At 57.3% G+C, this 25,228-nt stretch carries 24 protein-coding genes; 20 read left to right on the top strand and 4 right to left on the bottom strand.

Features of this window, described 5'->3' with window-relative positions; translation table 11 throughout:
- The first annotated feature begins 24 nt into the window (after nt 1-24).
- Nucleotides 25-942 (top strand): LysR substrate-binding domain-containing protein, encoded by a 918-nt coding sequence (locus tag AB6K10_RS12715; RefSeq protein ID WP_159342224.1) that lies wholly within the window; start codon nt 25-27, stop codon nt 940-942.
- A gap of 8 nt (nt 943-950) precedes the next feature.
- On the opposite strand, the gene AB6K10_RS12710 is transcribed toward AB6K10_RS12715, so the two are convergent.
- On the bottom strand, nt 951-2,045 hold the full coding sequence (locus AB6K10_RS12710; protein ID WP_159342223.1) for a bifunctional nicotinamide-nucleotide adenylyltransferase/Nudix hydroxylase: 1,095 nt from the start codon (nt 2,043-2,045) through the stop codon (nt 951-953).
- 175 nt (nt 2,046-2,220) lie between these two features.
- On the opposite strand from AB6K10_RS12710, the gene AB6K10_RS12705 reads away from it, so the two are divergent.
- Both AB6K10_RS12705 and AB6K10_RS12700 read left to right on the top strand, forming a co-directional pair.
- Nucleotides 2,221-3,120 carry a YihY/virulence factor BrkB family protein gene (locus tag AB6K10_RS12705; RefSeq protein WP_159342222.1) on the top strand — a complete coding sequence of 300 codons (900 nt, stop codon included), beginning with the start codon at nt 2,221-2,223 and terminating at the stop codon, nt 3,118-3,120.
- A gap of 17 nt (nt 3,121-3,137) precedes the next feature.
- A complete protein-coding gene (locus tag AB6K10_RS12700) occupies nt 3,138-3,413 on the top strand; it encodes an acylphosphatase (protein ID WP_339118880.1) in 276 nt (91 codons plus the stop codon).
- A 29-nt stretch (nt 3,414-3,442) separates the two neighbouring features.
- Here AB6K10_RS12700 and AB6K10_RS12695 read toward each other — a convergent pair whose 3' ends face one another.
- Nucleotides 3,443-4,393 carry a D-2-hydroxyacid dehydrogenase gene (locus AB6K10_RS12695; protein WP_339118879.1) on the bottom strand — a complete coding sequence of 317 codons (951 nt, stop codon included), beginning with the start codon at nt 4,391-4,393 and terminating at the stop codon, nt 3,443-3,445.
- A 200-nt stretch (nt 4,394-4,593) separates the two neighbouring features.
- Between AB6K10_RS12695 and AB6K10_RS12690 the strand changes: the two genes are divergently transcribed.
- The 13 genes from AB6K10_RS12690 (at nt 4,594) to AB6K10_RS12630 (ending at nt 15,404) form a co-directional block, all read left to right on the top strand.
- Nucleotides 4,594-4,869 (top strand): FmdB family zinc ribbon protein, encoded by a 276-nt coding sequence (locus AB6K10_RS12690; protein WP_159342220.1) that lies wholly within the window; start codon nt 4,594-4,596, stop codon nt 4,867-4,869.
- Between the two features lie 63 nt (nt 4,870-4,932).
- Nucleotides 4,933-6,714, top strand: a complete 1,782-nt coding sequence (gene aspS, locus AB6K10_RS12685) for an aspartate--tRNA ligase (RefSeq protein ID WP_253016352.1) — start codon at nt 4,933-4,935, stop codon at nt 6,712-6,714.
- An 82-nt stretch (nt 6,715-6,796) separates the two neighbouring features.
- Nucleotides 6,797-7,348, top strand: coding sequence for a crossover junction endodeoxyribonuclease RuvC (ruvC, locus tag AB6K10_RS12680; protein ID WP_305947511.1), 552 nt, complete (start codon nt 6,797-6,799; stop codon nt 7,346-7,348).
- A 68-nt stretch (nt 7,349-7,416) separates the two neighbouring features.
- A complete protein-coding gene (ruvA, locus tag AB6K10_RS12675; RefSeq protein WP_159342217.1) occupies nt 7,417-8,025 on the top strand; it encodes a Holliday junction branch migration protein RuvA in 609 nt (202 codons plus the stop codon).
- A 51-nt stretch (nt 8,026-8,076) separates the two neighbouring features.
- Nucleotides 8,077-9,114 carry a Holliday junction branch migration DNA helicase RuvB gene (ruvB, locus tag AB6K10_RS12670; protein WP_159342216.1) on the top strand — a complete coding sequence of 346 codons (1,038 nt, stop codon included), beginning with the start codon at nt 8,077-8,079 and terminating at the stop codon, nt 9,112-9,114.
- Nucleotides 9,111-9,527: a tol-pal system-associated acyl-CoA thioesterase gene (gene ybgC, locus AB6K10_RS12665; RefSeq protein ID WP_159342215.1), complete on the top strand. Its 417-nt coding sequence runs from the start codon at nt 9,111-9,113 to the stop codon at nt 9,525-9,527. The genes ruvB and ybgC overlap by 4 nt, the downstream gene beginning before the upstream one ends.
- A gap of 11 nt (nt 9,528-9,538) precedes the next feature.
- Nucleotides 9,539-10,234, top strand: a complete 696-nt coding sequence (tolQ, locus tag AB6K10_RS12660; protein ID WP_159342214.1) for a protein TolQ — start codon at nt 9,539-9,541, stop codon at nt 10,232-10,234.
- 11 nt (nt 10,235-10,245) lie between these two features.
- Nucleotides 10,246-10,683, top strand: coding sequence for a protein TolR (gene tolR / locus AB6K10_RS12655; RefSeq protein WP_159342213.1), 438 nt, complete (start codon nt 10,246-10,248; stop codon nt 10,681-10,683).
- A 13-nt stretch (nt 10,684-10,696) separates the two neighbouring features.
- Complete coding sequence (gene tolA, locus AB6K10_RS12650; protein ID WP_339118878.1) at nt 10,697-11,881, top strand: cell envelope integrity protein TolA; 1,185 nt, start codon at nt 10,697-10,699, stop codon at nt 11,879-11,881.
- Nucleotides 11,881-13,167: a Tol-Pal system beta propeller repeat protein TolB gene (tolB, locus tag AB6K10_RS12645; RefSeq protein ID WP_339118877.1), complete on the top strand. Its 1,287-nt coding sequence runs from the start codon at nt 11,881-11,883 to the stop codon at nt 13,165-13,167. The genes tolA and tolB overlap by 1 nt, the downstream gene beginning before the upstream one ends.
- 45 nt (nt 13,168-13,212) lie before the next feature.
- Entirely contained in the window at nt 13,213-13,752 is a 540-nt protein-coding gene (gene pal, locus AB6K10_RS12640; RefSeq protein WP_159342211.1) for a peptidoglycan-associated lipoprotein Pal, read from the top strand.
- Between the two features lie 47 nt (nt 13,753-13,799).
- Nucleotides 13,800-14,609: a tol-pal system protein YbgF gene (gene ybgF / locus AB6K10_RS12635; protein WP_159342210.1), complete on the top strand. Its 810-nt coding sequence runs from the start codon at nt 13,800-13,802 to the stop codon at nt 14,607-14,609.
- A gap of 33 nt (nt 14,610-14,642) precedes the next feature.
- Nucleotides 14,643-15,404, top strand: coding sequence for a YciK family oxidoreductase (locus tag AB6K10_RS12630; RefSeq protein ID WP_159342209.1), 762 nt, complete (start codon nt 14,643-14,645; stop codon nt 15,402-15,404).
- A gap of 31 nt (nt 15,405-15,435) precedes the next feature.
- On the opposite strand, the gene AB6K10_RS12625 is transcribed toward AB6K10_RS12630, so the two are convergent.
- Nucleotides 15,436-16,107 carry an HAD-IA family hydrolase gene (locus tag AB6K10_RS12625; protein ID WP_159342208.1) on the bottom strand — a complete coding sequence of 224 codons (672 nt, stop codon included), beginning with the start codon at nt 16,105-16,107 and terminating at the stop codon, nt 15,436-15,438.
- The gene (ubiG, locus tag AB6K10_RS12620; protein WP_285263309.1) at nt 16,107-16,850 is read right to left on the bottom strand and encodes a bifunctional 2-polyprenyl-6-hydroxyphenol methylase/3-demethylubiquinol 3-O-methyltransferase UbiG; all 744 of its coding nucleotides are present in this window, start codon (nt 16,848-16,850) and stop codon (nt 16,107-16,109) included. Before ubiG ends, AB6K10_RS12625 begins: the two co-directional genes overlap by 1 nt.
- A 196-nt stretch (nt 16,851-17,046) precedes the next feature.
- Between ubiG and AB6K10_RS12615 the strand changes: the two genes are divergently transcribed.
- From AB6K10_RS12615 to AB6K10_RS12600, 4 genes are all read left to right on the top strand, one after another.
- The gene (locus AB6K10_RS12615) at nt 17,047-18,339 is read left to right on the top strand and encodes a nucleotide sugar dehydrogenase (protein ID WP_339118876.1); all 1,293 of its coding nucleotides are present in this window, start codon (nt 17,047-17,049) and stop codon (nt 18,337-18,339) included.
- Nucleotides 18,340-18,348: 9 nt separating this feature from the next.
- A complete protein-coding gene (locus AB6K10_RS12610) occupies nt 18,349-19,182 on the top strand; it encodes a hypothetical protein (protein ID WP_339118875.1) in 834 nt (277 codons plus the stop codon).
- A gap of 65 nt (nt 19,183-19,247) precedes the next feature.
- A complete protein-coding gene (locus AB6K10_RS12605; RefSeq protein ID WP_253016363.1) occupies nt 19,248-21,101 on the top strand; it encodes an autotransporter assembly complex family protein in 1,854 nt (617 codons plus the stop codon).
- A 9-nt stretch (nt 21,102-21,110) separates the two neighbouring features.
- On the top strand, nt 21,111-25,223 hold the full coding sequence (locus AB6K10_RS12600; RefSeq protein WP_339118874.1) for a translocation/assembly module TamB domain-containing protein: 4,113 nt from the start codon (nt 21,111-21,113) through the stop codon (nt 25,221-25,223).
- The last annotated feature ends 5 nt before the right edge of the window (nt 25,224-25,228 follow it).

Genomic DNA, 25,228 nt, shown 5'->3' with positions numbered 1-25,228 from the left:
GCGTTCAAACAATAGGAGTCATGGGTGAATCTAGAAACAAAATGGCTTGAAGACTTCGTTGCTCTTGCTAACACACGAAGTTTTTCTGCCTCTGCTCGCCAGCGCCATGTCACCCAGCCCGCTTTCAGTCGGCGTATTCGGGCCTTGGAGCAGGCCGTTGGCGTCACCCTGGTCGACCGATCCACTACCCCTATTGGGTTGACCTCAGAAGGGCAGCTTTTTTTAGTGACTGCCCGCAACTTAGTCGAGCAACTGAACGAGTCACTCAGCCACTTGCGCGGTTTGTCGATTGCCAATGAAGCGCTGGATATCGTCGCGGCGCACTCGCTCGCGCTGAGTTTCTATCCCCCGTGGATCTCTAGACTGCAAAAAGGTCTGGGGGAGTTGCCGACGCGCTTGGTCGCCATGAACGTCGGCGAGGCCATTCATGTACTCCGCGAGGGTAACTGCGATCTGATGCTGGCGTACTACGATCCCTTCGCCACCATGCAGTTGGATGCAGAAGTGTTTCCTTCGTTTTCTATCGGCAAAGTCAAAATGTTGCCGGTCTCGCTACCCGACGAGCATGGCCAACCACAGTTCTCTCTACAGCGTGATAGCTCGATACCTTATCTCGCCTACACCCAAGGCGCCTTCCTAGGCCGCAGTGTAAGGATGCTGCTAAAAAACGATCCGCTCCGTATGAAGCTGAGAACCGTCTATGAAACGGCGATGGCCGAAGGTTTGAAAGGCATGGTGCTGCAGGGCGTGGGCGTTGCGTGGATTCCGGACTTCTGCATTCGCGAGGAGCTAAAGACGGGCAGACTCGTGCGGGCAGGCGATGAGAGTTGGGACATTCCACTGGAAATTCGCCTCTATCGCTGTTCGCTGGTTCATAAACCAGGGGTAGAGAGGCTGTGGAGGCAGATGATGAAACTGCCGCGAGACTTTTTGCAAGCCTGAGCGCAGCCCTAAAGAGAGCCGAAATCGGCCGGTAGTCCGAGAAAGTTTTGAATAATGAAGAAGTGATCTTCGAACAAACTTTCTGGTTCTAGGTCGGCCAGCGCAACCCAGCGCGCATGGTCGCCGCCCTTGACGGGTTTCAGGCGAGGCAACTGTTGATCGGGCCGCAGGGCAAAATAGAACGCTTCGGCCAGTGTACGGCCTCGCCAGCTTCGGTGCGGTTCATCGAACAAGCGCTGGCCCTTCAGGGAGCCTTTCAATACCGGCTCTGGAACTTTCAGACGCAGTCGTTCCCGCAGCTCTCTTAGGCAAGCGTCTAGCAGGCGCTCATGGGGATTGATGAACCCACCTGGGAGAGCAAACAACCCCTTGCCGGGCGCTGCTGTGCGCTTGACCAGTAGTACATGACCCGACTGGACGACCACGGCGTTCACCGTGACAAAGATGGGCGGATAGGGGGCTTGTGCCCAGGCTTGTCGATACTGATCTAAGAGCTGCTGCTCTTCTAAAAGCCGATGGTAGGCAGTGCCTTTACAAAAATCGCCAACGCTCTTTACGACGCCGGGGGGCAGGTCGTGGTAGGCACCGGTGCTCAAGTAGTCATCGGTAGCGCCAGGGGAGCGAAACAATCGCTCTCGGATTTGGCTGGCTGAAATCCCCTCGACCAAGGGCACGCTGACCGATTCCCACTGGGGGAAAAGCGATAAATAGTAGCTAGATTGTCCACGGCTTGCGCCAATCAGCCCAATACGCGGTAGCCGTGCATTGGTCGGGGCGGCTAAGTCGCGTACTTTTCGCTGTACGTCTCTCACCCAGACATCGTCGTTATACAGCGCATCCAACAGGGGCGTAATTTCAAGCCGCTGATTGTCTGCATCGTCAAACCCTGATCGAATCATCGCCTGACGCTCATCGAAATGCCAGGGGTTGCGCAATGAGCGTGCTTGCCAGGAGGAGCCGACCATGACGATGACTTGTCGCGCTTGTTTGAGAGCCTCACGAATAATGGCCAAATGTCCCAGGTGGGGTGGCTGAAAACGACCAATGAACACCAAGCAATCGAAGTCGTACGACGTCATAGCTCGAGCGGCATCTGAGTTCATTGAGTGTCCTTGAAAGCTGAAGCAAGTGGGCGAAGCGTCGCCATTATGGTGGGCGTCATACATCCCTGCAATGCTATCGTGCCTGCGCTCAACGCTTTGATTGGGTATGCTTATTCATGAGTCATCATATAAGCGTTGCAAAAGGACGCTGTGCACTGCGTGAAAGGGAAACATCATGATGAAAAAAACGCTCACGTTTTGGTGGAACGTGGTTCAAGATGCAACGTCACTATGGCTCGAACGCAATGCGTTCAGCTACGCCGGTTCGCTGGCCTTCTACACGCTGTTTTCATTGGCGCCGACCGTCATCATTGCGGTCACCGTCATTGGTGTCGTGTTGGGAGAAGAGGCCGCCCAGGGGCAGATCGTTGCGCAGCTGCAGGGTACCTTGGGAGCGGATGCGGCGCTTGCCATCGAAGAGGCGGTCGCACAGTCGCGTATCGAAGAGTCGGGGGTGTTACCTACGCTGCTTGGCTTTATCGCATTGCTTGTCGGGGCCACGACCGTGTTTGCTCAAATGCAGTTTTCACTCAATACGATTTGGGGAGTAACCGCTAAACCTAACAGCAATAGCGCACTCATTTTCGTTAAAAATCGCCTGCTCTCTTTGACCGTGGTTCTTTCGATTGGCTTTATTCTGCTCGTGTCATTAGTGCTTGGTGTCATGTTGAGAGGGATGCTGCATGCCGCCAACGATCTACTCCCTTTTGCGAGTCTGCTGACGACAACGGCCGAGTCGCTGATCTCTTTAGCCATGGTGGCTCTGCTATTTGCCACGATCTTCAAAGTACTGCCGGATGTCGTGCTACGCTGGCAGGATGTCTTGATTGGCGCCGTAGTCACGGCGGTGCTGTTTACGATTGGGCGGAGCGTGATCGCGATCTATCTGGCCTATACCGCAACGGCTTCGACGTATGGGGCTGCGGGGTCCGTGGTCATGATTCTGCTCTGGGTTTACTACAGTTCTCTCATCCTGCTGTTTGGTGCAGCGTTCACGCGCTCGTTATTACTACGACGAGGTCGCCCGTTGGTGCCACGCAATAGCGCTGTGCTGGTCAAGCGAGAGCTGCTTTGAAGATAGAGGAGTCAGCCATGTCACAATGCTGCGTACGCGCTTTCGTCACTGGGAAAGTGCAGGGTGTGTGGTATCGGCGCGCCACGCAGGAGCAAGCGCTGTTGAGGGAGATTACCGGATACGCTAAGAACTTGCCCGATGGCAGAGTCGAAGTGCTCATGTGCGGACAGTCAGCGATGGTATCTGAGCTTGCTCAATGGCTATGGCAAGGTCCTGAAGGGGCGCAGGCTACGCACGTTACGCTTGAAACGCTGGCTGACCATCACGCCCCTGACCATTTTTCGACGTACTAGGCACACGCCGGGTGTGCCTAGACATCGAATCAATGGTTTTCCGTTTGCCATGCACGAATGTTGTCAGCGGTTAAAGCGACGATATTTTGACGTGCTTCGGGGGTTATCCATGCGTTGTGCGGCGTCACGATGAGATTGAGGGGTTCTGCGTTCGCCAGGGCATCCAGTAGCGGGTGTCCATCGCTTGGTGGCTCGGCAGGCAGTACATCGACTGCGAGCCCGCCAATGTCTCCGTTGCGCAGAGCTTCCAACGCCGCCACTTCGTCGATGATCCCGCCACGGGCACAGTTGACGATCAAGAGCGACGATTTGGCCTTTGCGAGACGCGCTTTGTCGAGAAGGTGTTTCGTTGCTTCGTTCAGCGGACAGTGAAGGCTGATGACGTCGGCGGTAGGTAGCAGTTCGTCCAAGGATGGGCGCTGATCGTTCTGCTCGTTGCCTGGGCGGGCGGCAAACGTGACCTGCATGCCAAAGGCTTCGGCTAGACGCGCCACTTCAGACCCCAGCTCCCCTTGGCCCACCATCACCAGTTGCTTGCCGGACAGCTGCAGCGTGGGATGATCCTGCAAGCAGAAAAAGTCGCTGTTCTGCCATTTTTCATCGGCAATGTCCGCTTGGTAGCGGGGTAGGCGGTTGGCCAGTGACAGCATGAGCATGAGCGTATGTTGCGAGACGCTGGCCGTGCCGTAAGCCGAGACGTTCTTGACGACGATGCCATGCGCTTTGGCGGCCTCTAAATCGATGTTGTTCAGCCCAGTAGCCAGCACACAGATGAGTCGCAACGAGGGTAGCTGGGCGAGCGTTTCGGCGTCGAGCTTTACCTTATTGACGATGGCGATATCGGCCTTGGCCAAACGTTCACAGGCCTGCGCCGTGGTGCTTTGTTGATGGATCTCTAAGTGCGTGACGGCATTGCGAATCGCCGTCAAATCGATATCGGGGCCAAGGCTTTGGGCATCCAGTATGACCGCTTGGGACATATTATTCTCTCCATTAACTGCCGAAAGCCGCTTGGCCTTGCTCGGCAGGGGGCACAAAAGGGTATAATGAGCGCTCTATCGACCGCAGTCTTGGAATTTATCCTGACAGGCCACATATTGTCAGCCTGGTAACGTTGGGTTAACCACGATACTGACAAGACGAAACCTGTTGGAGTTGAGCTTTTTCAGGAGCCATCAACATGCCCATCTATGAGTACGAGTGCAAGGCCTGCGGCCATCGCATGGAAAAACTTCAGAAAATTAGCGCAGATCCGTTAAAAAGCTGCCCTGCATGTCAGCAAGATGATCTGGAGCGCTTGGTCTCTGCAGCCGGGTTCCGCTTAGCGGGTGGCGGTTGGTACGAAACTGATTTCAAAACAGGCAGCAAAAAGAACCTTGCTGCCGATGGACAAGCTGCCGGTAGTGCGAAAAGCGATACCAGCAGTACGTCAACGAACAAAGGCGCCGCGGCGTAGCCGCGGCTGTCAGGGCCATGGCCCAAGACAACTTAATTGCCACGAAACAGAACAGGATGTGACATGCGCAGCCATTATTGCGGCCAGCTTAACGAAACATTGGTGGATCAAACGGTCACCGTTTGCGGCTGGGTTCACCGCCGCCGTGACCACGGTGGGGTTATCTTTCTCGACATGCGCGACCGTGATGGTATCGCCCAGTTCGTCGTAGACCCCGATACCGCCGAGGCGTTTGCTAATGCCGACCGTGCACGCAGCGAGTATGTTCTGCGTATTACTGGCCGTGTTCGGCTGCGCCCCGAAGGCACGCAAAACCCCAACATGCCTACCGGCATGATCGAAGTGCTGGCAAAAGAAGTCGAGGTGCTCAATACCGCCGCAACGCCGCCTTTCCAACTGGATGAGCATGGCAAAGTCGGTGAAGAAGTGCGTTTGAAGCATCGCTATATCGATTTGCGTCGGCCCGACATGATCGAGAAACTGCGTCTGCGCTCACGCATTTCGCACAGCGTTCGTGCCTACCTGGAAAACCAGGGTTTCCTGGACATCGAAACGCCGGTACTGACTCGCGCCACACCCGAAGGCGCACGGGACTACTTGGTACCTAGCCGCACCCATGCGGGCAGTTTCTTTGCACTGCCGCAGTCTCCCCAGCTGTTCAAGCAGCTGTTGATGGTGGCGGGTTTTGACCGCTACTACCAAATCGCCAAGTGCTTCCGTGACGAGGACCTGCGCGCTGACCGTCAGCCTGAGTTCACACAGATCGATATCGAAGCCTCTTTCGTGGAAGAGAATGACATCATGGGCATTACCGAAGCCATGATTCGTCAGTTGTTCCAAGAAGTGTTGAGCGTCGAACTTCCTGAGTTCCCCCGCATGACCTGGCAAGAAGCCATGGATCGCTTCGGCTCCGACAAGCCCGACCTGCGTATTCCGCTGGAGCTGACGGATGTCGATGACCTCATGCAGCAGGTGGATTTCAAGGTCTTCTCCGGTCCTGCCAGCGCAGACGACGGTCGTGTGGCGGCGCTCAAAGTGCCGGGCGGTGCCAAGCTCTCCCGTAAAGAGATCGACGAATACACCAAGTTCGTAGGCATCTACGGCGCGAAAGGCCTGGCTTGGATCAAAGTCAACGAGCGTGCCAAAGGGTTGGATGGTCTACAGTCGCCGATCGTCAAGTTCATGGAGAACGTTGTCGAAGAGCTGTTGGACCGTGTGGGTGCCGAGGATGGCGACATCATCTTCTTTGGTGCCGACAAAGCGCGTATCGTCAACGAAGCCATTGGCGCATTACGCGTCAAGCTGGGGGCCGATCTCGACCTCTACACCCAAGCCTGGGCGCCATTGTGGGTCGTTGACTTCCCCATGTTCGAAGCCGATGACAATGGGCGCCTAAGCCCGCTCCACCACCCGTTCACGGCACCGTCTTGTTCGCCGGAAGAGTTGAAGGCCGACCCGGCCAAAGCACTCTCCCGCGCTTACGACATGGTGCTCAACGGCACGGAGCTTGGCGGCGGTTCTATTCGTATTCACGATCAAACCATGCAAAGCACCGTGTTCGAAATTTTGGGCATCGGCCAAGAAGAAGCGCAAGAGAAGTTCGGCTTCTTGCTGGATGCGCTGCAGTACGGCGCGCCGCCCCACGGTGGCCTTGCCTTTGGTTTGGACCGCTTGGTCATGCTCATGGCGGGTGCAAAAACCATTCGTGAAGTCATTGCATTCCCGAAAACGCAAAGTGCGGCTTGCTTGATGACCGATGCACCGGGTGAGGTCAGTGCCGATCAGCTAAAAGAGCTGAACATCCGTTTACGTCAAAAAGCCAAGGCAGATACGGCGGGCGAATAAGACCGCTGTGACGCTTTGACGAGTCAAACACCGACGCCTAGCGTCGGTGTTTTTGTTTGAGGCATTACCAAGAGAAGCGTCTATGGATGAGAGACAGCCGCCCACTACGATCAGGATTTTGGGGATCGACCCGGGATCACGTATCACAGGGTATGGGGTGATTGACTTGGTGGGAATAAAGCCACGCTACGTGGCCAGTGGCTGTATTCGCACGGCGGAGGGTGCGTTGGAGCAGCGTCTTGCACAAATTTACGCAGGCATTAGCGAGGTGGTCGGACTGCACCGGCCGGATGCCGTTGCCGTCGAGCGCGTGTTCATGGCGAAGAATGCAGATTCTGCGCTAAAACTCGGTCAAGCGCGCGGGGCGGCGTTGGTCTGTCTGGCGAACCATGGGCTGAGTATTGCCGAATACGCGGCACGACAGATCAAACAAGCGGTGACCGGGCAGGGAGGTGCCGATAAAAGCCAGGTACAGCACATGGTCACGACGCTGCTTGGCCTGTCGGCAACGCCCCAGGCGGATGCCGCTGATGCATTGGCCATTGCGCTCACACACGCCTTCGCAGGGAGCGCGCTTGTCGCGGCAACCCCATCACGCAGCAAACGGCGTTCCACGGGACGCTGGCGGCTCTAGGCCTTACTGGTCATCTGTACAGAGTGGCTTTATAGTGGCGGCTGTTTTGATTGGCTGGGAGGCATCACATGATTGGACGGTTAACGGGCCTATTGCTGGAAAAACAGCCGCCGTGGATGGTGGTGGACGTTCACGGAGTGGGCTACGAACTCGAAGCGTCGATGAACACGTTCGTGGCGCTACCTGCCCCTGGCGAGCAAGTAACGCTTTATACCCATCTCACCATCCGGGACGATGCACACCTGCTCTATGGCTTTGGGCGAGACCATGAGCGGGCGCTGTTTCGCGCGTTGATCAAAGTCAACGGTGTTGGTCCGAAGCTCGCCTTGGCGATTCTGTCCGGCATGGATGAAGACGCCTTCATGCGCTGTGTGCGAGACGATGACAGCAAAGCGCTGACCAAGCTTCCGGGGGTGGGCAAAAAAACGGCGGAACGCTTGATTATCGAAATGCGTGATCGTTTCCCCGAATGGGAGCAGGGCGGCGACGCGCCGTTGGCGATGGAAGCCACGAGTGGGCACGCCCCGCCCAGAGACCAGTTGGCAGACGCAGAGGCCGCCCTCGTCAGCCTGGGGTATAAGCTGACCGAAGCGGCCAAAATGCTCGCTGATGTTGATCCGAATCAGAGCACCGAAGCGCTCATCAAAGCCGCATTGACCAAGCGAATGTCCGGTTGATCTGTGGGGACATCATGAGTCTGCATTGGCAAGCACTTTAAAAGAGCCACTATGTTAGAACACGACCGATTAATTGCCGCTGAGCCAGAACAGGGCGAAGTACGCATCGACCATGCGATTCGTCCCAAACACCTCAAAGACTATATTGGGCAACCGCGGGTTCGCGAGCAGCTAGAGATTTTCATTGGCGCGGCGCGGCTCCGCGAAGAGAGCCTGGACCACACGCTAGTGTTCGGCCCGCCAGGTTTAGGTAAAACGACGCTGGCGAATATCATCGCCACCGAAATGGGCGTCGGGTTGAAATCGACATCCGGCCCGGTGCTGGAGCGCGCGGGTGACCTTGCTGCGATGCTCACGAACCTTGAACCCGGCGATGTGCTGTTCATCGATGAAATCCACCGCCTCTCTCCAGTGGTGGAAGAAGTGCTGTATCCAGCGATGGAGGATTTTCAGCTCGATATCATGATCGGTGAGGGGCCAGCGGCACGCTCCATCAAGCTGGATCTTCCTCGTTTTACTCTGGTAGGGGCCACGACAAGGGCGGGGTTGCTTACGTCGCCGCTGCGTGATCGCTTTGGCATCGTGCAGCGCCTCGAATTTTACAACCTCGAAGAGCTGACGGAAATCGTCGCGCGTTCCGCCCGCTTGCTTGGCGTGGAAACCAGCCGTGAAGGAGCCATCGAAGTCGCCCGGCGCTCTCGTGGAACGCCTCGTATTGCCAATCGTCTGCTGCGCAGGGTGCGTGACTACGCCGAGATCAAAGGGAACGGCGTGGTCGATGTCTCGTTGGCCGATGCCGCGCTCAACATGCTGAATGTCGATCATCACGGACTGGATCACATGGACCGCCGCTTACTGCTGGCCATGATCGATAAATTCGATGGCGGGCCGGTAGGGGTCGACTCTCTCTCCGCTGCCATTGGCGAAGAGCGCGATACCATCGAAGACGTCATCGAACCTTACTTGATTCAGCAAGGCCTAATGATGCGTACCCCTAGGGGGCGCGTGGTCACCCGTCAAGCTTGGCTACACTTCGACCGGACGCCCCACGAACAATCGATCGATGTCGAAGGAGAGCGTCGGCCATGAACGACGAGTTTCGCCTCCCCGTCCGGGTTTATATGGAAGATACTGACGCGGGAGGAATTGTCTACTACGTTAACTACCTGAAGTTTATGGAACGGGCGCGCAGCGAATGGTTACGTGATTTAGGGCTTGATCAGCAAACGCTGCTAGACGAAGGTACACAGCTAGTGGTATACCGCATGGCCTGTCACTACGCCAAACCCGCTCGGCTGGATGAGGCGCTCACGGTGACGGCAAAAATTACGCAACAAGGGCGCTGTCGCATGACGTTCGAGCAGCAAGTGCGCCGTGACGAGGAACTCTTGTGTTCCGCAACAGTCGAGATAGCCTGCCTAAACGCAGCCACTCTGCGTCCGAAAGCGTGGCCATCATCGCTTAACACCACACCTTCGTCGATAACGACATCAATTGATTGAAGAGGGCAACTGTGAACGATAACACCATGTCCATTCCCCACTTAATAATGAGTGCCAGCACGGTCGTCCAGCTGGTCATGTTGCTGCTAGTGGTGGGGTCGATCCTCTCATGGGTGGTGATCTTTCAGCGCAGCATTGCGCTTCGCCGAGCCAAGCAAGAGTACAACCAGTTCGAAGAGTCGTTTTGGTCGGGCGTCGATCTGAACGAGCTATATCGCGAAATTCCGGCGGACGATCCACGGCACGGCGCAGAGCATATTTTTCAGGCAGGTTTTCGTGAATTCAATCGGCTCATGCCCAAGACCCGCAGCGCAGATACGGTGCTGGAAGGCGTTCAACGCAGCATGCGCGTGGCATGGTCGCGCGAAGAGGATCGTTTGACCCAGCATCTCGTATTTTTGGCAACGGTCGCCTCAGCCAGCCCCTACATCGGCTTATTTGGCACGGTTTGGGGCATCATGGGATCGTTCCAGTCACTTTCTATGACGCAGCAGGCGACGCTGGCCACGGTAGCCCCCTGGATTGCCGAGGCACTGATTGCCACCGCCATGGGGCTCTTCGCTGCGATTCCCGCCGTTATTTTTTATAACCGCTTATCCAATAACGCATCCCGCCTGTTGGGCAAATACGAAGACTTTGCTGAAGAGTTTCACGCGATTTTGCATCGTAATCTGCAAGGGCGTGACGGCAAACCTAGCGCCGGTTAAGGGAGTCTGCCATGCAAGGTCCGTTCAATCGTAGCGGCAAGAGCAAGCCGATGGGGGAGATCAACGTCGTTCCCTTCATCGATGTCATGCTGGTTCTGCTGGTCATCTTCATGATCACCGCCCCCATGCTGACGCAAGGGGTACAGGTCGACCTGCCTCAAGTCACCTCTGAGCCTATCGAAACACCGGAAGACAATGACCCCATCATTATTTCGGTAGACCGCGAAGGCGGCTACTTCATTACTTTGGGTGAGGACTCGACCTCCGTGACGCTCGAAGAGATGTCGGAACGGGTCATGGCCATCCTACAACGCCGACCGGGAACACCGGTCATGGTGCGGGGAGACCGCAACGTCCCCTATGGGCAGATCGTCCTGCTCATGAGCACGCTACAGCGCTCGGGTGTCGCCAATGTGGGGCTGCTCTCCGAGCCGCCGCAAGATGGTTAAGGGCGAGTCGCACATGGCTGTGAAACCACCGCGTGACCCTCAAGATGTTGGTTATACGTGGCCAACGGTGTTGGCCGTTGCCGTGCACCTGCTGGTCATTGTGTTTAGCTTGGTCAAGCTACCCAGCATGACGGCCGAGCCTGACTCCTCCTCGATCGTGCAGGCCACGTTTGTGAGCACGGAAACGTTCACTGATCAGGCCCAGCAAGTCACCGAGCAGCAGGCGGCCATGAACAATGCCCCTGAGCCAGAAACGCCCGACCCAGAACCGCCCAGCGACGAGCCTTCCGCAGAGGAGCAAGCAGCCGCCGCAGCGGCGCAACGCGAAGCGGAGGCCGAAGCGGCTGAACAAGCCCGTGCACTCGAGCAGGCGCAAGCAGAGGCGGAAGCTGAGGCTCAGCGCCGCGCTGAAGAAGCGGAGCGGTTAGCCGAACAGCAGGCAGCCGAAGCCCAAGCCCGTGAAGCCGAGGAGCAGCGCGCTCGCGAAGAGGCTGAGGCTCAGCGCCAGCGTGAAGCCGAAGCAGAGCGTGCCCGAGCAGAAGCGGAAGCCCAGCGCCAGCGTGAAGCTGAGGAGCAGCGCCAACGCGAGGAAGAAGCTCAACGTCAGCGCGAAGCGGAAGAGCAGCGTGCTCGCGAAGAGGAGGCTAGACGTCAGCGCGAAGCCGAAGAGCAGCGAGCACGTGAAGAAGCCGAAGCGCAACGTGCGCGGGAGGCCGAGGCGGAGCGTCAGCGCGAAGAGGAGGCTCGTCGCCAACGAGAAGCAGAGGAGCAGCGCGCTCGTGAAGCGGAAGCCCAGCGTCAAAGGGAAGCCGAAGAGCGTCGCGCAGCAGAAGCGGCGGAAGCCGCCATGCAACGCCAGCTCGCGGGAGAAGCAGAAGCGGCCGCCAATGCTCAACAGGCACAGCAAGCAGCCAATAGCTTCATCAATATCGTGCGCCGTGCCGTTGAGCAGGCCTGGCTGATCCCGCCAGCAGCGAGTGACTCGATGAGTGCTACGATACAGGTACGGCTTGGACCATCGGGTGAGCTATTAGCGACGTCCGTGGCCTCTTCAAGCGGCGACAGTGCTTTTGATCGTTCAGCCATGCAAGCGGTTGAACATGCGGCTCCGTTCAGCGAGTTACGTGACTTGCCAGCGGAACAGCAGCGTACTTTACGTCAATTTAATCTGCGATTTACCCCGGGGGATGTTCGCTGATGCAAACGTTAAGCAAAGTGTGGCTTTTTTGCGTACTGCTACTGATCAGCAGCGTAGCAAGCGCTAATCTAACCATTGAAATTACCCGTGGCAGCGATCAGGCGCTGCCCATCGGTGTCGTTCCGTTCGCAGGTAACGAGGGCCTGCCTGAGGACGTTGCGCAAATCGTGGAGGATGACCTCGAACGCAGCGGATTTTTCGCGCCGTTAGAGCGCAGCGCCATGTTCGACCGTCCAAGCCAAGCGGCGGATGTCGAGTTCGGCACCTGGCGTTCGTTGGATGTGCGCTATCTAGTGGTAGGGCGTGCCCAGCAGACGGGCAGCGGATATGAGCTGCAGTTCGATTTGGTCGACATCAGCGGTCAGCGTCCCATGATCAGTGAAACGGTAACGGCCAGCAGCAACGATCTGCGAGGCGCGGCACACTACATCAGTGATCAAATCTTCGAAGCCATCACCGATATTCGCGGTGCCTTCTCGACGCGCATCGCGTACGTAACGGCACAGGGGTTGGGTGACAACATGCAGTTTGGCCTGTACGTAGCCGATGCCGATGGACGTCGCAGCCAACAGGTACTGACGTCCGATCAGCCGATCATGTCGCCCGCCTGGTCGCCGGATGGCCGTAAATTGGCCTACGTCTCTTTCGAGACGGGCAAAGCGTCCATTTACATCCAAGACGTCAATACGGGACAGCGCGTTCAAGCTACGTCGTTCGATGGCATCAATGGTGCCCCGACGTGGTCACCCGATGGCCGCCGCATCGCCATGTCACTCTCCAAGGACGGTCAGCCGGAAATTTACGTGCTGGACGTAGCCAACCGTTCGCTGGACCGTATTACTAACAGCAACAGTATCGATACCGAACCCGCGTGGTCTCCGGATGGTCGCAGCTTGATTTTTACGTCGGATCGCAGCGGCGGCCCGCAGATTTATCAAACTTCGTTAGGCGGTGGAGAGGCCAACCGACTGACCTTTACAGGCAACTACAACGCCCGTGCACGTTTCTCGCCAGACGGTGAAGAGATCTTTTTGATTCACCGTTCGAGCCGCGGTTTCCAAGTGGCGAAGCAGGATCTTGATGGCGGACGCTTAGTCGTGTTGAGCGAATCCACCAGAGATGAATCTCCTAGTGTTGCACCGAACGGGACCATGGTAATCTTCGCTACCCAACAGGGTAATAGCGGAGTACTAAGTGCCGTTTCAGCCGATGGCCGCTCGTCATTTAGGTTGCCCGCAGCACAAGGTGATGTACGTGACCCCGCGTGGTCACCTTTCTTAAATTAATAGATGAACAGCACTAATTTCTGTTTTCAGGCAAGGAGTCTGATTATGCAACTTAAGCCGTTGGCTCGCTCATTGGCAGTCGCGTTATCTATCGTAGTTATCGCTGGCTGTTCCAGCACCGGCGGAACCCAAGACGGTGACTCGTACGGAAGCCAGGATGGCAGCAGTATGGGTGCTAACACGTCGGGTGTGGGCACTAGTGGCCAGTATGGTTCAACGTCCGGTTCGGGCGCTGGCCAGCAGGCTGACTCACGTATTCCCGAAGTGCGTACGATCTACTTCGATTATGATCGTGACACCATCAAGAGCGACTATGAGTCGGTCGTCATGGCTCATGCGCGCTACCTGCGTGCCAACCCGAATGCCCGTGTGGTTTTGCACGGCCATACCGATGAGCGCGGCACCCGCGAATACAACATGGCGCTGGGTGAGCGTCGTGCCGGAGCCGTACAGCGTTTTCTGAACATTCAGGGCGTTTCTCCGTCACAAATGAGCGTGGTTAGCTACGGTGAAGAGCGTCCGGCAGCGAGTGGCCAAAACGAAAATGCCTACTCGCAAAACCGTCGCGTCGTCTTTAACTACTGATAGCATTGGCGTGCGCAAGCACGCCATTCGCATCATTCGGAGCTATCATGAATCACAGTCTCAAACGCTATTTTGAGAGGCTGTGCGGTGCGGGAGCCTTAGTGCTCCCGCTGTCCGTATTGCCCTTATCACTTTTGTCCAGTGCCGCCTTGGCGCAGCAACCCCTGGTACAAGATCTCTCTTCCAGTTCATCCAGCGGCTTTTACCAGCAGACTCAGCGGCAAGAGTCGTCAGGTGGCAACTTGGTGCTGTTCAACCAAGTGCAAGAGCATCAGCAGGAAATTCAGCAGTTGCGTGGTCAAATCGAAGAGCTGCGTCATCAGTTGGAGCAGCTGCGCAACCAAACACAGCAGCAGTATCTAGACATCGAAGATCGCTTGATGAGCAGCGCGCCTAGCCAAATCGAGCAGGCAACTCCGGCGGTAGAGCCTGAAGCGGCAGAGCAGGTCGTTAAAGCCCCCTCCACGCGTAACGTCAGTGAGGATGCTCAGGCAGATTACCAAGCGGCCTTTGCCCATGTGCAGGCCCGGCAATTTGGTGATGCGATTGCCGCGTTCGAAGCTTTCGTGGCCGACCATCCTGATAGCAGCCTGACGGCAAACGGCCACTATTGGCTAGGCGAACTTTACGCCGCCGAAGGTGAGCTGGACGCCGCAGATCAAGCCTTTACTCGCGTCATCGAAGAGTACAGCGGTAGTTCGAAAGTTCCCGATGCGCTCTACAAGCTGGGCTTGGTGAAAGCGCGCAAAGGAGAAGCTGAGCGTAGCCGTGAGCTTCTAGAGCAGGTACGCGACGACTATCCGCAGAGCAGTGCCGCAGGGTTGGCGAATGACTTTTTGCGCCAGTCGGCAGGTTAAATAGATTGACTAGAAACGCCTCAAGGAAACCTCATGAGCTGTAAAATCGACTATCAACCAACGCCCAATCTGTTGGAAAACCGCGTCGTGTTGGTAACCGGTGCGGGAGATGGGATTGGTCGCGCGGCGGCATTAACCTATGCCCGCCATGGGGCTACCGTAGTGCTATTAGGGCGCACGATTGCCAAGCTTGAACGCGTTTACGATGAGATTGAGGCAGCGGGCGGCCCACAGCCCGCCATTTTTCCGCTCAATTTCGAAGGGGCGACGCTCAAAGATTTTCACGACATGGCAGAAACGCTGGACAAAGAGTTCGGTCGTTTGGACGGCTTGTTGCATAACGCAGGACTATTAGGCCGAATCACGCCTTTCGATCAGTACAATCCGGAGCTGTGGGAGCAGGTGATGCAGGTCAATATCAATGGCCCCATCTGGATGACCCAGGCACTGCTGCCGCTCCTGCAAGCCTCCGACGATGCTTCGGTGGTATTCACGTCATCCAGCGTAGGGCGTAAAGGGCGCGCTTACTGGGGAGCCTATTCGGTGTCGAAGTTTGCAACGGAAGGCTTTGTGGAAGTGCTGGCCGACGAATTGGACAATCAGCCCAACGTGCGGGTCAATACGCTGAACCCAGGGGCAACGCGGACACAAATGCGCCGTACCGCTTACCCTGGGGAAGACCCCTTCACGCTGCGAACACCCGAAGAGATCATGCCGACATACCTATGGCTCATGGGGCCCGATAGCAAAGGCGTCAGCGGCCAGAAGTTTGATGCCCAGCCGCCTCGCGCTTGATCGTTTCTCTCTTTTATCTCTTTTATCTCTTTTAAGCCGTTCGGTGGTCGTGCAAAGCGGCCACCAGCTCAGCGCAGGTCGCAAACCATAGGTCGGCTGGCCACTGCTGATAGTCGTCTTCTTCGCTGATATAGCCATAGCCCACCGCCACGGCCGTCATTCCTGCGGCTTTGGCTGCCTCCATGTCTCTTACATGATCGCCGATGTACCAACACGCTTCGGGCGAAACGCCGAGGCGTTTTGCCGCTTCCCAAAGCGGTTCAGGGGCTGGCTTCTTGACACTCAAATCGTCAGCACACAGTAGGGCGCCCGGGGTCAGCGCCAACGCTTCGATCAGCGGTTCCGTATAGCGCCGTGGTTTATTGGTGACGATGCCCCACAATCGCGCTTCCCCCTGCCATGCGAGCAACCACTCATCCAGCGGTGCGAACAGTTGGCTATGGACGGCCACGGCCTGCTCATAAGCATCCAGCAAAAACTGCCGGGCTTTATCGTGCGCGTCGCTACCCGATTCCAACCCTAATGCCAGTGTAACGAGGGCGCTGCCGCCATTCGAGACTTGCCCGCGTATCTTTTGAAAGGGCAGCGGGGCCAACCCGTGGTGCGCTCGTAGCGCGTTCGTGGCTGCCGCCAGGTCAGGTGCGGTGTCGACCAGCGTGCCATCTAGATCAAATAGAATCGCTTGGGGAGAGGGCATCCGCATCACTCGCTCTCTCTACGGCAGTACATCATGTAATTGACGGATACATCATGAGCCACTAGACGATAATGGCGTGTCACGGGGTTGTACGTTAAGCCGGTCTGCTCACGTACCTCAAGCGCCGATGAGCGAGCCCAGTGAGCCATTTCTGAAGGGCGAATGAATTTTGCGTAGTCGTGGGTGCCGCGAGGGAGAAGCTTGAGCACGTACTCTGCGCCCAATATGGCAAATGCATAGGATTTCGGCGTACGGTTCAGCGTAGAAAAAAATACATAGCCGCCAGGGCGCACCAAGGCGCTGCAGGCACGAATGACCGAGGCAGGGTCGGGTACGTGTTCCAGCATCTCCATGCAAGTCACTACATCGTAATGGCCCGGCTGCTCGGCTGCTAAGCCTTCGACGCTGATATGGCGGTAATCGATCTCGACACCGCTCTCGTCGGCGTGCAAGCGAGCAACCCCAAGCGGTGCTTCCCCCAAGTCGATGCCTGTCACATGGGCGCCGCGATGGGCCATCGATTCACTCAGAATGCCACCACCGCAGCCAACGTCCAGGACCTTTTTCCCGGCCAGCCCCGCCCGTGCGTCGATGAAGTCAAGGCGCAGCGGGTTGATGTCGTGCAGCGGCTTGAACTCACTGTTCGGATCCCACCAGCGGCTGGCAAGTGCTTCAAATTTCGCAACTTCTGCCGCATCGACGTTGTCTTGGTAGCGCTCAGAAGTGCTATCCTGAAGTGTCTCTGGCATGGTGTAGCCCCCATTAGCAGTGGGTGATGAGTGGTCCGTGCGCCCGACAGCGGTGTGCGTGGCAAGGTGGCATCCACTCTAACGTTGAGTATTATGGTTATTCTAACCACTCCTGACGCCAAACGCATGGAAAGGAACGCTTCATGACGCCTAACACTTTATTTTATCGGCGCTTATCGGATAGGGAGAGCCACTGATGCGTGTGCTGCTGCATGGAAGTGAACTTAGCGCCGCGACGGCAGCGGCGGCGTTGGCATGGGTGGGGCATCGAGTGGACTGGCTGCTCCACGATAGCGTTCCATGGCCCACGCTGGTCAATGCGGACTGGCTGCGACGCGAACCCTCACTCATGGCGCACATCGAGCAGGCCATGGCCACTGGCAACTTACGGGTGATCGATAGCCCCGAGGCGTGCGAAACACCCGATATCGTGTGGCTAGGGCTCTCCCCAAGCCAGCGGCAAGCGGCCAGTTCCCTGCTACAGCACCCTATGTTCGATGCTTACAGTGGTGCGGTATTGGTCAATAACTCGACATTCCCAGTCGGAGAGACGGAGCGTTTGCACTCTCTCATGGGGCATCAGCACAGCCGCGTGGCGCTGCCAGACACATTGGAAGAAGGGCGGGCGTGGCTATCGTTTACACGGCCTGTCCGCTGGTTGTTGGGCTGCGACGATGCCAAAGGCGAACAGATGACCCGAGAGCTGCTCCGCGCCTTCAATCGGCGAAGCGAAGTATTTCAATGCATGCCTAGCCGAGCGGCCGAACTGACCAAGCTGGCGATCAATGGTATGTTGGCGACTCGCATTAGTTACATGAATGAGATTGCCGGGTTGGCCGATACGCTGGGCGTGGATGTCGAGCATGTCCGCCAAGGAATGGGGGCCGATACGCGAATCGGTTTTGAATATCTCTATCCCGGTTGTGGTTTTGGCGGTCCCAATTTTTCAAGGGATCTAATGCGGTTAGCCGACGTGCAGTCGGCTAGCGGGCGCTACTCTGCGCTGCTCGAGCAAGTCATGGACATCAATGAGCAGAAAAAAGAGACGCTATTCAGGAAACTCTGGGCATTTTTCGAGGGCGATTTAGCCGGTAAAACCGTGGCGGTATGGGGGGCTGCGTTCAAGCCGGGGACTGCTCGTATCGATCATGCGCCAGTCTTGACGCTGCTTGAAGCGTTATGGGCCCAGGGCGTGACGGTCAAGCTCCACGATCCTGCTGCCATTCCGGCGCTGCATGCGGCGGTTGGGCAGCGAAAGGACCTGCTGACCTTCGAAGAAGACCCTTACTTGGCATGCCAAGATGCGGATGCGTTGATGTTGGTAACCGAATGGAAAGCCTACTGGAACCCCGACTGGCACCGTCTGGCCACCCTGATCAACGCACGACTGGTCTTGGATGGCCGAAACATTTACGACCCTGCTTTCGTGGCGAGCTGTGGCTTGCATTACCGAGGGATTGGGCGACGCGCCGATCCAACGACGCTTTAAGGAAACATCATGTCTGACGCGACTTCATCCCAGCGCATCGTTCCCGACGTGGATCAGAGCCTAACGGCGCATCATCTACGCCATCGCCGTGGCCCAACGCTTTGGCCCATTTGGTTCGTTTTAGTGTTGATCCTCCTTCTCCTGGGGGCTGCGACGGCTGGCTTATGGTATGAAAGAGAGCGTTTGCTTGGCGAAGTGCATCGTGTCAGCGGCGAAGTCTCCAACCTACATGCCAGGCTGGACTCGGGTGACACTGACACGCAGGATGCGATAACCTTTGTACAAGCTCAGATGACAACGCTGTTTCAAGAGCAGGAACAGCTCTCCGTTGCACTCACCAATACCCGTGAAGAGCTCTATGGGCTGTTGACCGACAACGAGGAGCTCATCTCCGATGAAGCGCTGGAGCCACTCGCTCAACAGTTGGCGCAAGTGCAAGAGCAAGCCGAGCTGCGCGACCGCCAGCTAGCGTCGATCCGCACATCCTTGGATGCGTTGGAGCAGGCAGGTACGTCAGGGCGGCAAAATCTGGTCGAAGAGGTCACGCACCTGGAGAACGTTTTGGGGCAGCGTCTTTCCACCATGGAGCGCCAAGTATCCAGTGACCGAGAATCGCTGGAAGCACAGTTTCAAAATTGGCAGGCAGAGGTCGAGCAACAGCTCACACAGCTATCTGCCGACGTGTCGGCCGTTGCGACCGCCGAGGAGCCCGCCACTCAGGCGGAACTTTCTGCACTGGAAACGCAGTGGTCTCAACGTTTGAGCACACTGGAAAGCGACATCAGACAGGTTCGTCAAGCGCAGCTTGCCTTTAGCGCGCAGATGGAGATGCTGAGAAATTAAGCATCCATTTATGCGGTCAAGTGTCGTAGCCACTAAGCCGGTCATGGGGTTAGGGATATCACGGTATGGGAAGACAACGGCGATGGCCGACGGCCAAACAAGTGGCCTGTGTATTGGCATTACCACTTGTATCAGCAGCCAGTACCTACGCCTGGGCGCTCGAAGCGGCCATTAGCGGCGTCAGCGAGCAAGTTGCAGCGAATATCGATGCCTACTTGGAAAACATCGACGCGGATCAATATACCGAGTCGCGTTTAGAGGGCGAAGTTCGTCAGCGCACTCAAGAAGCCATGCGTGTGTATGGCTACTATGAGCCTGATGTGACGGTGGAGTTGAACACATCGCCGATCAACGTGCAGATTGAGCCGGGCCCTCAAGTGACGATCGAAGTCCTCGACATCGCTCTCAATGGAGATGCCAGTAACGATCCCCCGTTTCAAGACGCGTTAGACGACTTTCCGCTAAAAGAAGGCGACCCTTTACGTCACGCTCCTTGGGACAGCCTGCGCTCGCAATTTGCCGGTCTTGCTATTGAACGCGGCTATTTTGACTGGGGGTTTTCCGACCGCCGGATGGAAGTGCGCCCGTATCTTGAAAGCGCCCGCCTGTACATGACCTTCGATAGCGGACCGCGCTATCGATTCGGTGACACCCTCATCACCGGCAGCCATATCGAACCCGAGCGGCTGCGCGAAATGCAAACCTTCGAAGCGGGTGACCCCTATCTAGCCGAGTCGCTGGCTCGCTATAACCAGCGGCTGGCAGAAACCGGCTGGTTCAGTTCTGTCTCGGTGCGGCCACGCTTGGAGACGGCGCAAGAGCTGACCATTGCGCCTCCCCGTAGTGGCGATCCTTGGTGGAATGAAGCGACGGCCTCACAGCCGGAGCGTCCGCGGTTGAGCAGTGCGGCGTTGGCCAGTGCGCTCAGTATTCATAGCCGAGACGACACTCGGCTTCCCATCGATATTAACGTCGAGCCCGCCGATCGGCACCAGTTTGAAGTGGGCGTAGGTTTTGCCACCGATGTCGGCCCGCGCCTTCGCTTTGGGTGGCAGCAACCGTGGATTAATCGCTTTGGTCACAGTCTAGATCATGACCTTTATCTCTCGGCCCCCGAGCAGCGCTTTACCGGCGTATATAACATTCCGCTCGAAGACCCGCTTCGGGACAACTACCGTCTGCAATACGGTGTCCGCAACATCGACGATAGCGACACACAGTCGCTAGAGGGCACGGTGGAAATCGCGCGGCGCTGGGAATTCGACAATCGCTGGGTGCAAACACTCTATTTCAGAACGACTTACGAAGACTTTACCCAGGGTGGGCAGTCTGACGAAGTGTGGTTGTTCTACCCCGGTATTCAGTGGTCGAGAACCCGCACGCGACCTCAGCGCTTCCCTTTATGGGGAGATCGGCAGCAGCTCTCGATCGAGTACTCCGACCGGGCGTGGGGATCCGATGCTCGGTTTACGCGACTCACGGGAGACACCGAGTGGATTCGTACGGTTGGTAACGATAATCGCTTCTCAGCGCGACTGAGCATTGGCGCGATCGAAACCGATGACTTCGATCAATTACCACCTTCGCTACGTTTTTTTGCGGGGGGCGATCGCAGCGTGCGAGGCTACTCCTACGAAAGCTTGTCCCCCCGCAATCAAGAAGGCCTTTTACGTGGCGGCCAGCAAATGCTGACATCCACGCTGGAGTATCAACGCCGCGTAACCGGCGATTGGTGGGGAGCGACGTTCATCGATACCGGTGATGCCTTCGATAACTGGGGCCCCAATGGGCTAAAAACCGGTGCCGGCGTGGGGGTGCGTTGGATATCCCCGGTGGGCCCCATTCGTTTCGATATTGCCCATCCCTTCGATATTGACGACGCTTTCCGCGTGCACTTCTCTATCGGTCCGGAATTCTAGGAGAGCGCTTTGGCTCAGGTTGATAAAAAAGCATCCAAACATCGTCAGCAGCTCTCCGCCAAACGCCGTCTCTGGTTAGCGCTATGGAGTCTGCTACGACTCGTCGTCGTGTTGCCGCTCTGGCTGTTCGGCGTGGTGGCTGTCGTATTAGGCGTGGCCTTGTCGCCATGGGGAACGGAACAGCTATTTTCTCAGGGTGAGCAGCGCGGTTTTTTTACCTATGAGCACCAGGAGGGCGCGCTGCTGGACCGCTTTCGCCTTCAAGGGTTTCAAATGGCCATCGCGGGCACGCGCGTCAATATTGATGATGTAGCGCTTGCGTGGTCAGACGATTGCGTGCTCTCCGGTAAGCTTTGTCTGGCCGAGCTGCGCATAGAGGAGGCCGACATTCGTCTCTCCAGCGGGTCGAAAACAGAAGAACCGCCTCAAGAAGAGCAGGGCCCTTTTAGCCTCACACTGCCGTTTCCCATTGAACTGCGCGACATCGCACTGAATGACGTGCGGCTCACCCTGGGTGACGGTACTCGTATTGAATGGGCCGCATTTGCCACCTCGATAGCCGCTGAACAGCAGCAAGTCACCATTGCGCCCACGACGCTCGAATCACCGTCGATCTACTTGCCACCATCCCCAGGCGTACGGCTGACGCAAGAGACGAGTACGCCGTTGAGCGCTACTGCCATTGACGCTGCTATCCAGACCACTCAACCCGTCGAGCCGGACGATGAAGCGTCCACGCTTGCACTGAGCGAACGGGAGCGACTGTCGCTACCCGAGATCGAGATGCCCATCGACGTTGCCCTGGAATCATTACTGGTGACGGACGTAAACGTGAGCGGTGCCTTTGAGTACAGCGTGGAACGGCTGCTGCTGGAAGCGACGGCATCGGGCAGCGACGTCACGCTCAGCACGTTGGAGCTTGACACCCCAGACGCAGACGCCAGTTTAACCGCCAACGTCAGCCTAAACGGCGACTATCCCCTCAACGCGGCGCTTCGCGCAGAGCTATGGCTGCCTGAGATACTGCCTGCCCTGAGTGGAGAACGGATCGCTTTGGATCTCTCAGGCAGTCTGGCGGATTTGACGGCGAGCCTGAACACGTCAGGGCCGGTGGAGGTTTCACTCACCGCCCAGGCCGATGTGCTCGCGCCCACCTTGCCATTCGAGGCTCGGCTTGAGAGCGAGCGTCTGCAGTGGCCGTTGGAGCAGCGTGACGGCCCTGAGCGCCCAACGGCCTCCAACGACACCACGACTGCCGCTGAGAGCGATGCCTCAGACCGTTCAGCCGTCGAGCCCCAGGTACAAGACGTTAATGAAGCCGAAGAAACGTCCACGGCGCCCTACGTGCTCGACGATCTCGCGCTGACCATTAACGGCGGTTTGGAAGCGTATCAGGTCAACTTGGCCACTCGTGCCCAAGGCCCGCAGGTGCCAGCAACCGCCATTCGGTTAGAGGGCGACGGTGATTTGTCTTCTTTCCGCTGGTCCCCTCTTTCACTCACTATCGACGAGAGCGTTGTGAGCAGCGAGGGAGAAGTGAACTGGTCTGAGGCCATCGCCGTTGACGCGCAAGTACGCTTAGATGCGCTGGACCCGTCCCTATTTGTACCTCAACTGGAGGGCAACCTCAGCGGAGATATCGTCGCGAGCGTGCGCCAGCGAGGCGAACGGTGGGACATTCGTTTGCCGGAACTCGATATCCAGGGCCAGCTGCAGGAGTATCCATTAACGCTTCAAGCCGCGATCGATGCGAACAGCGATCTAGAAATCGATATTCAAGAGCTGCTCTTTACGCAAGGCAACAACCGCTTGACCGCAGCAGGCCAGGTGAGCCAAGAAGCGATATCGTTGAACGCCAATATCGCTCTCACCCAACTGCAAAGCCTCCATCCTGATCTAGCCGGAGAGCTGACCGGTACCTTTGAGGCCCAAGGCAGCTTCTCGCAACCTGAGATCGTGACGAATCTCAATGGGCGCAGCTTGCGTTTTGCCGAGAATCGGCTGGCATCGCTTTCGCTATCGGGCAGCGTGGAAGGCCTGGAGGATCCTGACCTTCGCATCGATCTGGATGCCGAGGGAGTGAACGCGGGCGGGCAGTCGCTGGCCTCGGTGGCGTTGGATCTGACCGGACGACTCTCCGACCATGCCTTGCAGCTCAGCGTCACTGGCGACGCCGGCAATGTGCTCAGCCGTGCGAACTTAGCCCTCAGCGGACGCTTGAATCAGCAGGCTCAGCGGTATCAGGCCCGATTGACGCCGCTGGAAGTCGACTCCGAGGCGGGAGATATTCGTTTAGAAGAGCCACTGGATATTACCTACAACCTTGCCAACGGACAGGCGAATCTGACCCCGTTCTGTCTACGCCGCCTGCAAGGCGGACTGGTCTGCTCGGAAGAGTCCATAACGGCCTCGGCCGATCAAGGTCGCGCCGTACTCAGCGTGCGCGAGGTTCCAATGGAGATGCTGGAGCCATTTCTACCCGAAGAGTGGAGCTTTGAAGGGGATACCACGGCTGATTTAGTCGCTAGCTGGCGTCAAGGCGGCGCTCAGTGGCAGGCCAATCTTCAATTGTTGAGTGAACTGGCTATTACGGCGGTGAATGATTACGGTCAACCGGTCGAGCTTCCCAGAATCAACTTGGATGCTCAAATCGACGCTAATCAAGCGCAAGCGGAGGCCAACGTGTCGCTGTCCCTGTCCGAAGCAGGTGAGCTGACGCTCGATCTAGCGGTCAATGATCCTCTTGGACAGGGCTCTTTGGAGGGCCAATTACGCGCCAATAACATCACTCTGGCGCCATATCGCCCCATGGTGGTGGGTATGGAGGAGCTAGAAGGGGGATTGAACGGCACCGTCACCATTGGCGGCTCGACTAGTCAGCCTGACCTGCAGGGTGAGCTGGCATTGCGTCGCTTACGGGTGAGTGGTCCCGATATCCCAATAACGATCGTGGATGGTGAGCTGGCCGTCGCCTTCGATGGTGAAGAGGGTGACATCGAGGGGTTCGTCGCTGCCGAACGCGGACGGCTGAACATCAGCGGTAATGCCTACTGGCCCACCGGTGACGCTTGGCGCATTGGCGTGGATATCGACGCCACCCAAGAACCTTTGCTGGTCGTTTTACCGCAGTTCGGTCGCTTGGAAGCCGCGCCGGACATTCGTATTCGTGTTACGCCCGAGCGCCTACAGGTGCGGGGTGACGTTGACCTTCCTTGGGCGCGATTGGAAGTGGGCGATCTGCCCGCGTCAGCAACGTCACCTAGCCCGGATGAGATCATCATCACCGAGCGCGATGACCGAGAGGCCGAGCGTCAAGCGCGCCTTGCCGCAGAGGCGGGCGATGACCCGAGTGCCGCTGACGAGCTGGCATCCACTGGCATGGCGCTCGATGTGTTGATCACCCTCAATCTTGGGCGAGATATGCAAATTTCTGCCTATGGGTTGGAATCTGGGTTAGGGGGCAGCCTTGAAATTCGACAGGACAGCGGGGCGCTGCAGCTCTTTGGCGACGTCAATCTCGTCAATGGGCGTTTTCAAGCCTTTGGGCAAGATCTGTTGATTCGTCGTGGGCAACTCATTTTCAGCGGCCCTCCCGGCTTGCCGGTCTTGGATTTTGAGGCCATTCGTAACCCAGAAGTGACCGAAGATGACGTGATTGCCGGCCTGCGTGTCACCGGCAACGCCGAGCAGCCCAATGTGATGATCTTCTCGGAGCCTGCGATGGACGAAACCCGTTCGCTGTCGTACTTGCTGCGAGGCCGTGCGCCAGATGCGTCAGGAGGCGGTGTCGACAGTGCGCTGACGACGGCGCTCATCGGTATGTCGCTGGGCCGAACCGGCGGTGCCGTGGGCTCTATCGGCGAAGCATTTGGGATCGATGATCTCACGTTGGATACCACCGGTGCCGGTGACGACAGTCAGGTTGCGGTGAGTGGTCAGCTCACCGACGATCTGCGAATCAGTTACGGTGTGGGTATTTTTTCGCCCATTGCAGAACTCACGCTACGCTACACGCTTTGGCGGAACCTGTATGTTCAGGCAGTGTCTGGTGCTAACCAGGCAGTGGATTTAATTTATCGATTCACTCGCTCAGGCGATCCTTACATTTACCCCCAGCAATAGAGAGG

It is taken from the genome of Halomonas sp. BMC6 (assembly GCF_964204995.1).
Taxonomy (GTDB): Bacteria; Pseudomonadota; Gammaproteobacteria; order Pseudomonadales; family Halomonadaceae; genus Vreelandella.
Note: the sequence above shows the minus strand (reverse complement) of the source record. Positions and strands in the feature narration are given on the sequence as shown.

Excerpts from the sequence above, each read along its gene's own strand:
- AB6K10_RS12630 (WP_159342209.1), top strand. The coding sequence starts at position 14,643 with ATGAGCTGTAAAATCGACTATCAACCAACGCCCAATCTGTTGGAAAAC.
- tolB (WP_339118877.1), top strand. The coding sequence starts at position 11,881 with ATGCAAACGTTAAGCAAAGTGTGGCTTTTTTGCGTACTGCTACTGATC.
- ubiG (WP_285263309.1), bottom strand. The coding sequence starts at position 16,850 with ATGCCAGAGACACTTCAGGATAGCACTTCTGAGCGCTACCAAGACAAC.
- ybgC (WP_159342215.1), top strand. The coding sequence starts at position 9,111 with ATGAACGACGAGTTTCGCCTCCCCGTCCGGGTTTATATGGAAGATACT.
- AB6K10_RS12695 (WP_339118879.1), bottom strand. The coding sequence starts at position 4,393 with ATGTCCCAAGCGGTCATACTGGATGCCCAAAGCCTTGGCCCCGATATC.
- aspS (WP_253016352.1), top strand. The coding sequence starts at position 4,933 with ATGCGCAGCCATTATTGCGGCCAGCTTAACGAAACATTGGTGGATCAA.
- ybgF (WP_159342210.1), top strand. The coding sequence starts at position 13,800 with ATGAATCACAGTCTCAAACGCTATTTTGAGAGGCTGTGCGGTGCGGGA.
- AB6K10_RS12700 (WP_339118880.1), top strand. The coding sequence starts at position 3,138 with ATGTCACAATGCTGCGTACGCGCTTTCGTCACTGGGAAAGTGCAGGGT.
- AB6K10_RS12625 (WP_159342208.1), bottom strand. The coding sequence starts at position 16,107 with ATGCGGATGCCCTCTCCCCAAGCGATTCTATTTGATCTAGATGGCACG.
- AB6K10_RS12705 (WP_159342222.1), top strand. The coding sequence starts at position 2,221 with ATGATGAAAAAAACGCTCACGTTTTGGTGGAACGTGGTTCAAGATGCA.
- AB6K10_RS12710 (WP_159342223.1), bottom strand. The coding sequence starts at position 2,045 with ATGAACTCAGATGCCGCTCGAGCTATGACGTCGTACGACTTCGATTGC.
- pal (WP_159342211.1), top strand. The coding sequence starts at position 13,213 with ATGCAACTTAAGCCGTTGGCTCGCTCATTGGCAGTCGCGTTATCTATC.
- tolA (WP_339118878.1), top strand. The coding sequence starts at position 10,697 with ATGGCTGTGAAACCACCGCGTGACCCTCAAGATGTTGGTTATACGTGG.
- AB6K10_RS12605 (WP_253016363.1), top strand. The coding sequence starts at position 19,248 with ATGGGAAGACAACGGCGATGGCCGACGGCCAAACAAGTGGCCTGTGTA.
- ruvB (WP_159342216.1), top strand. The coding sequence starts at position 8,077 with ATGTTAGAACACGACCGATTAATTGCCGCTGAGCCAGAACAGGGCGAA.
- ruvA (WP_159342217.1), top strand. The coding sequence starts at position 7,417 with ATGATTGGACGGTTAACGGGCCTATTGCTGGAAAAACAGCCGCCGTGG.
- AB6K10_RS12615 (WP_339118876.1), top strand. The coding sequence starts at position 17,047 with ATGCGTGTGCTGCTGCATGGAAGTGAACTTAGCGCCGCGACGGCAGCG.
- AB6K10_RS12690 (WP_159342220.1), top strand. The coding sequence starts at position 4,594 with ATGCCCATCTATGAGTACGAGTGCAAGGCCTGCGGCCATCGCATGGAA.
- AB6K10_RS12610 (WP_339118875.1), top strand. The coding sequence starts at position 18,349 with ATGTCTGACGCGACTTCATCCCAGCGCATCGTTCCCGACGTGGATCAG.
- ruvC (WP_305947511.1), top strand. The coding sequence starts at position 6,797 with ATGGATGAGAGACAGCCGCCCACTACGATCAGGATTTTGGGGATCGAC.
- tolR (WP_159342213.1), top strand. The coding sequence starts at position 10,246 with ATGCAAGGTCCGTTCAATCGTAGCGGCAAGAGCAAGCCGATGGGGGAG.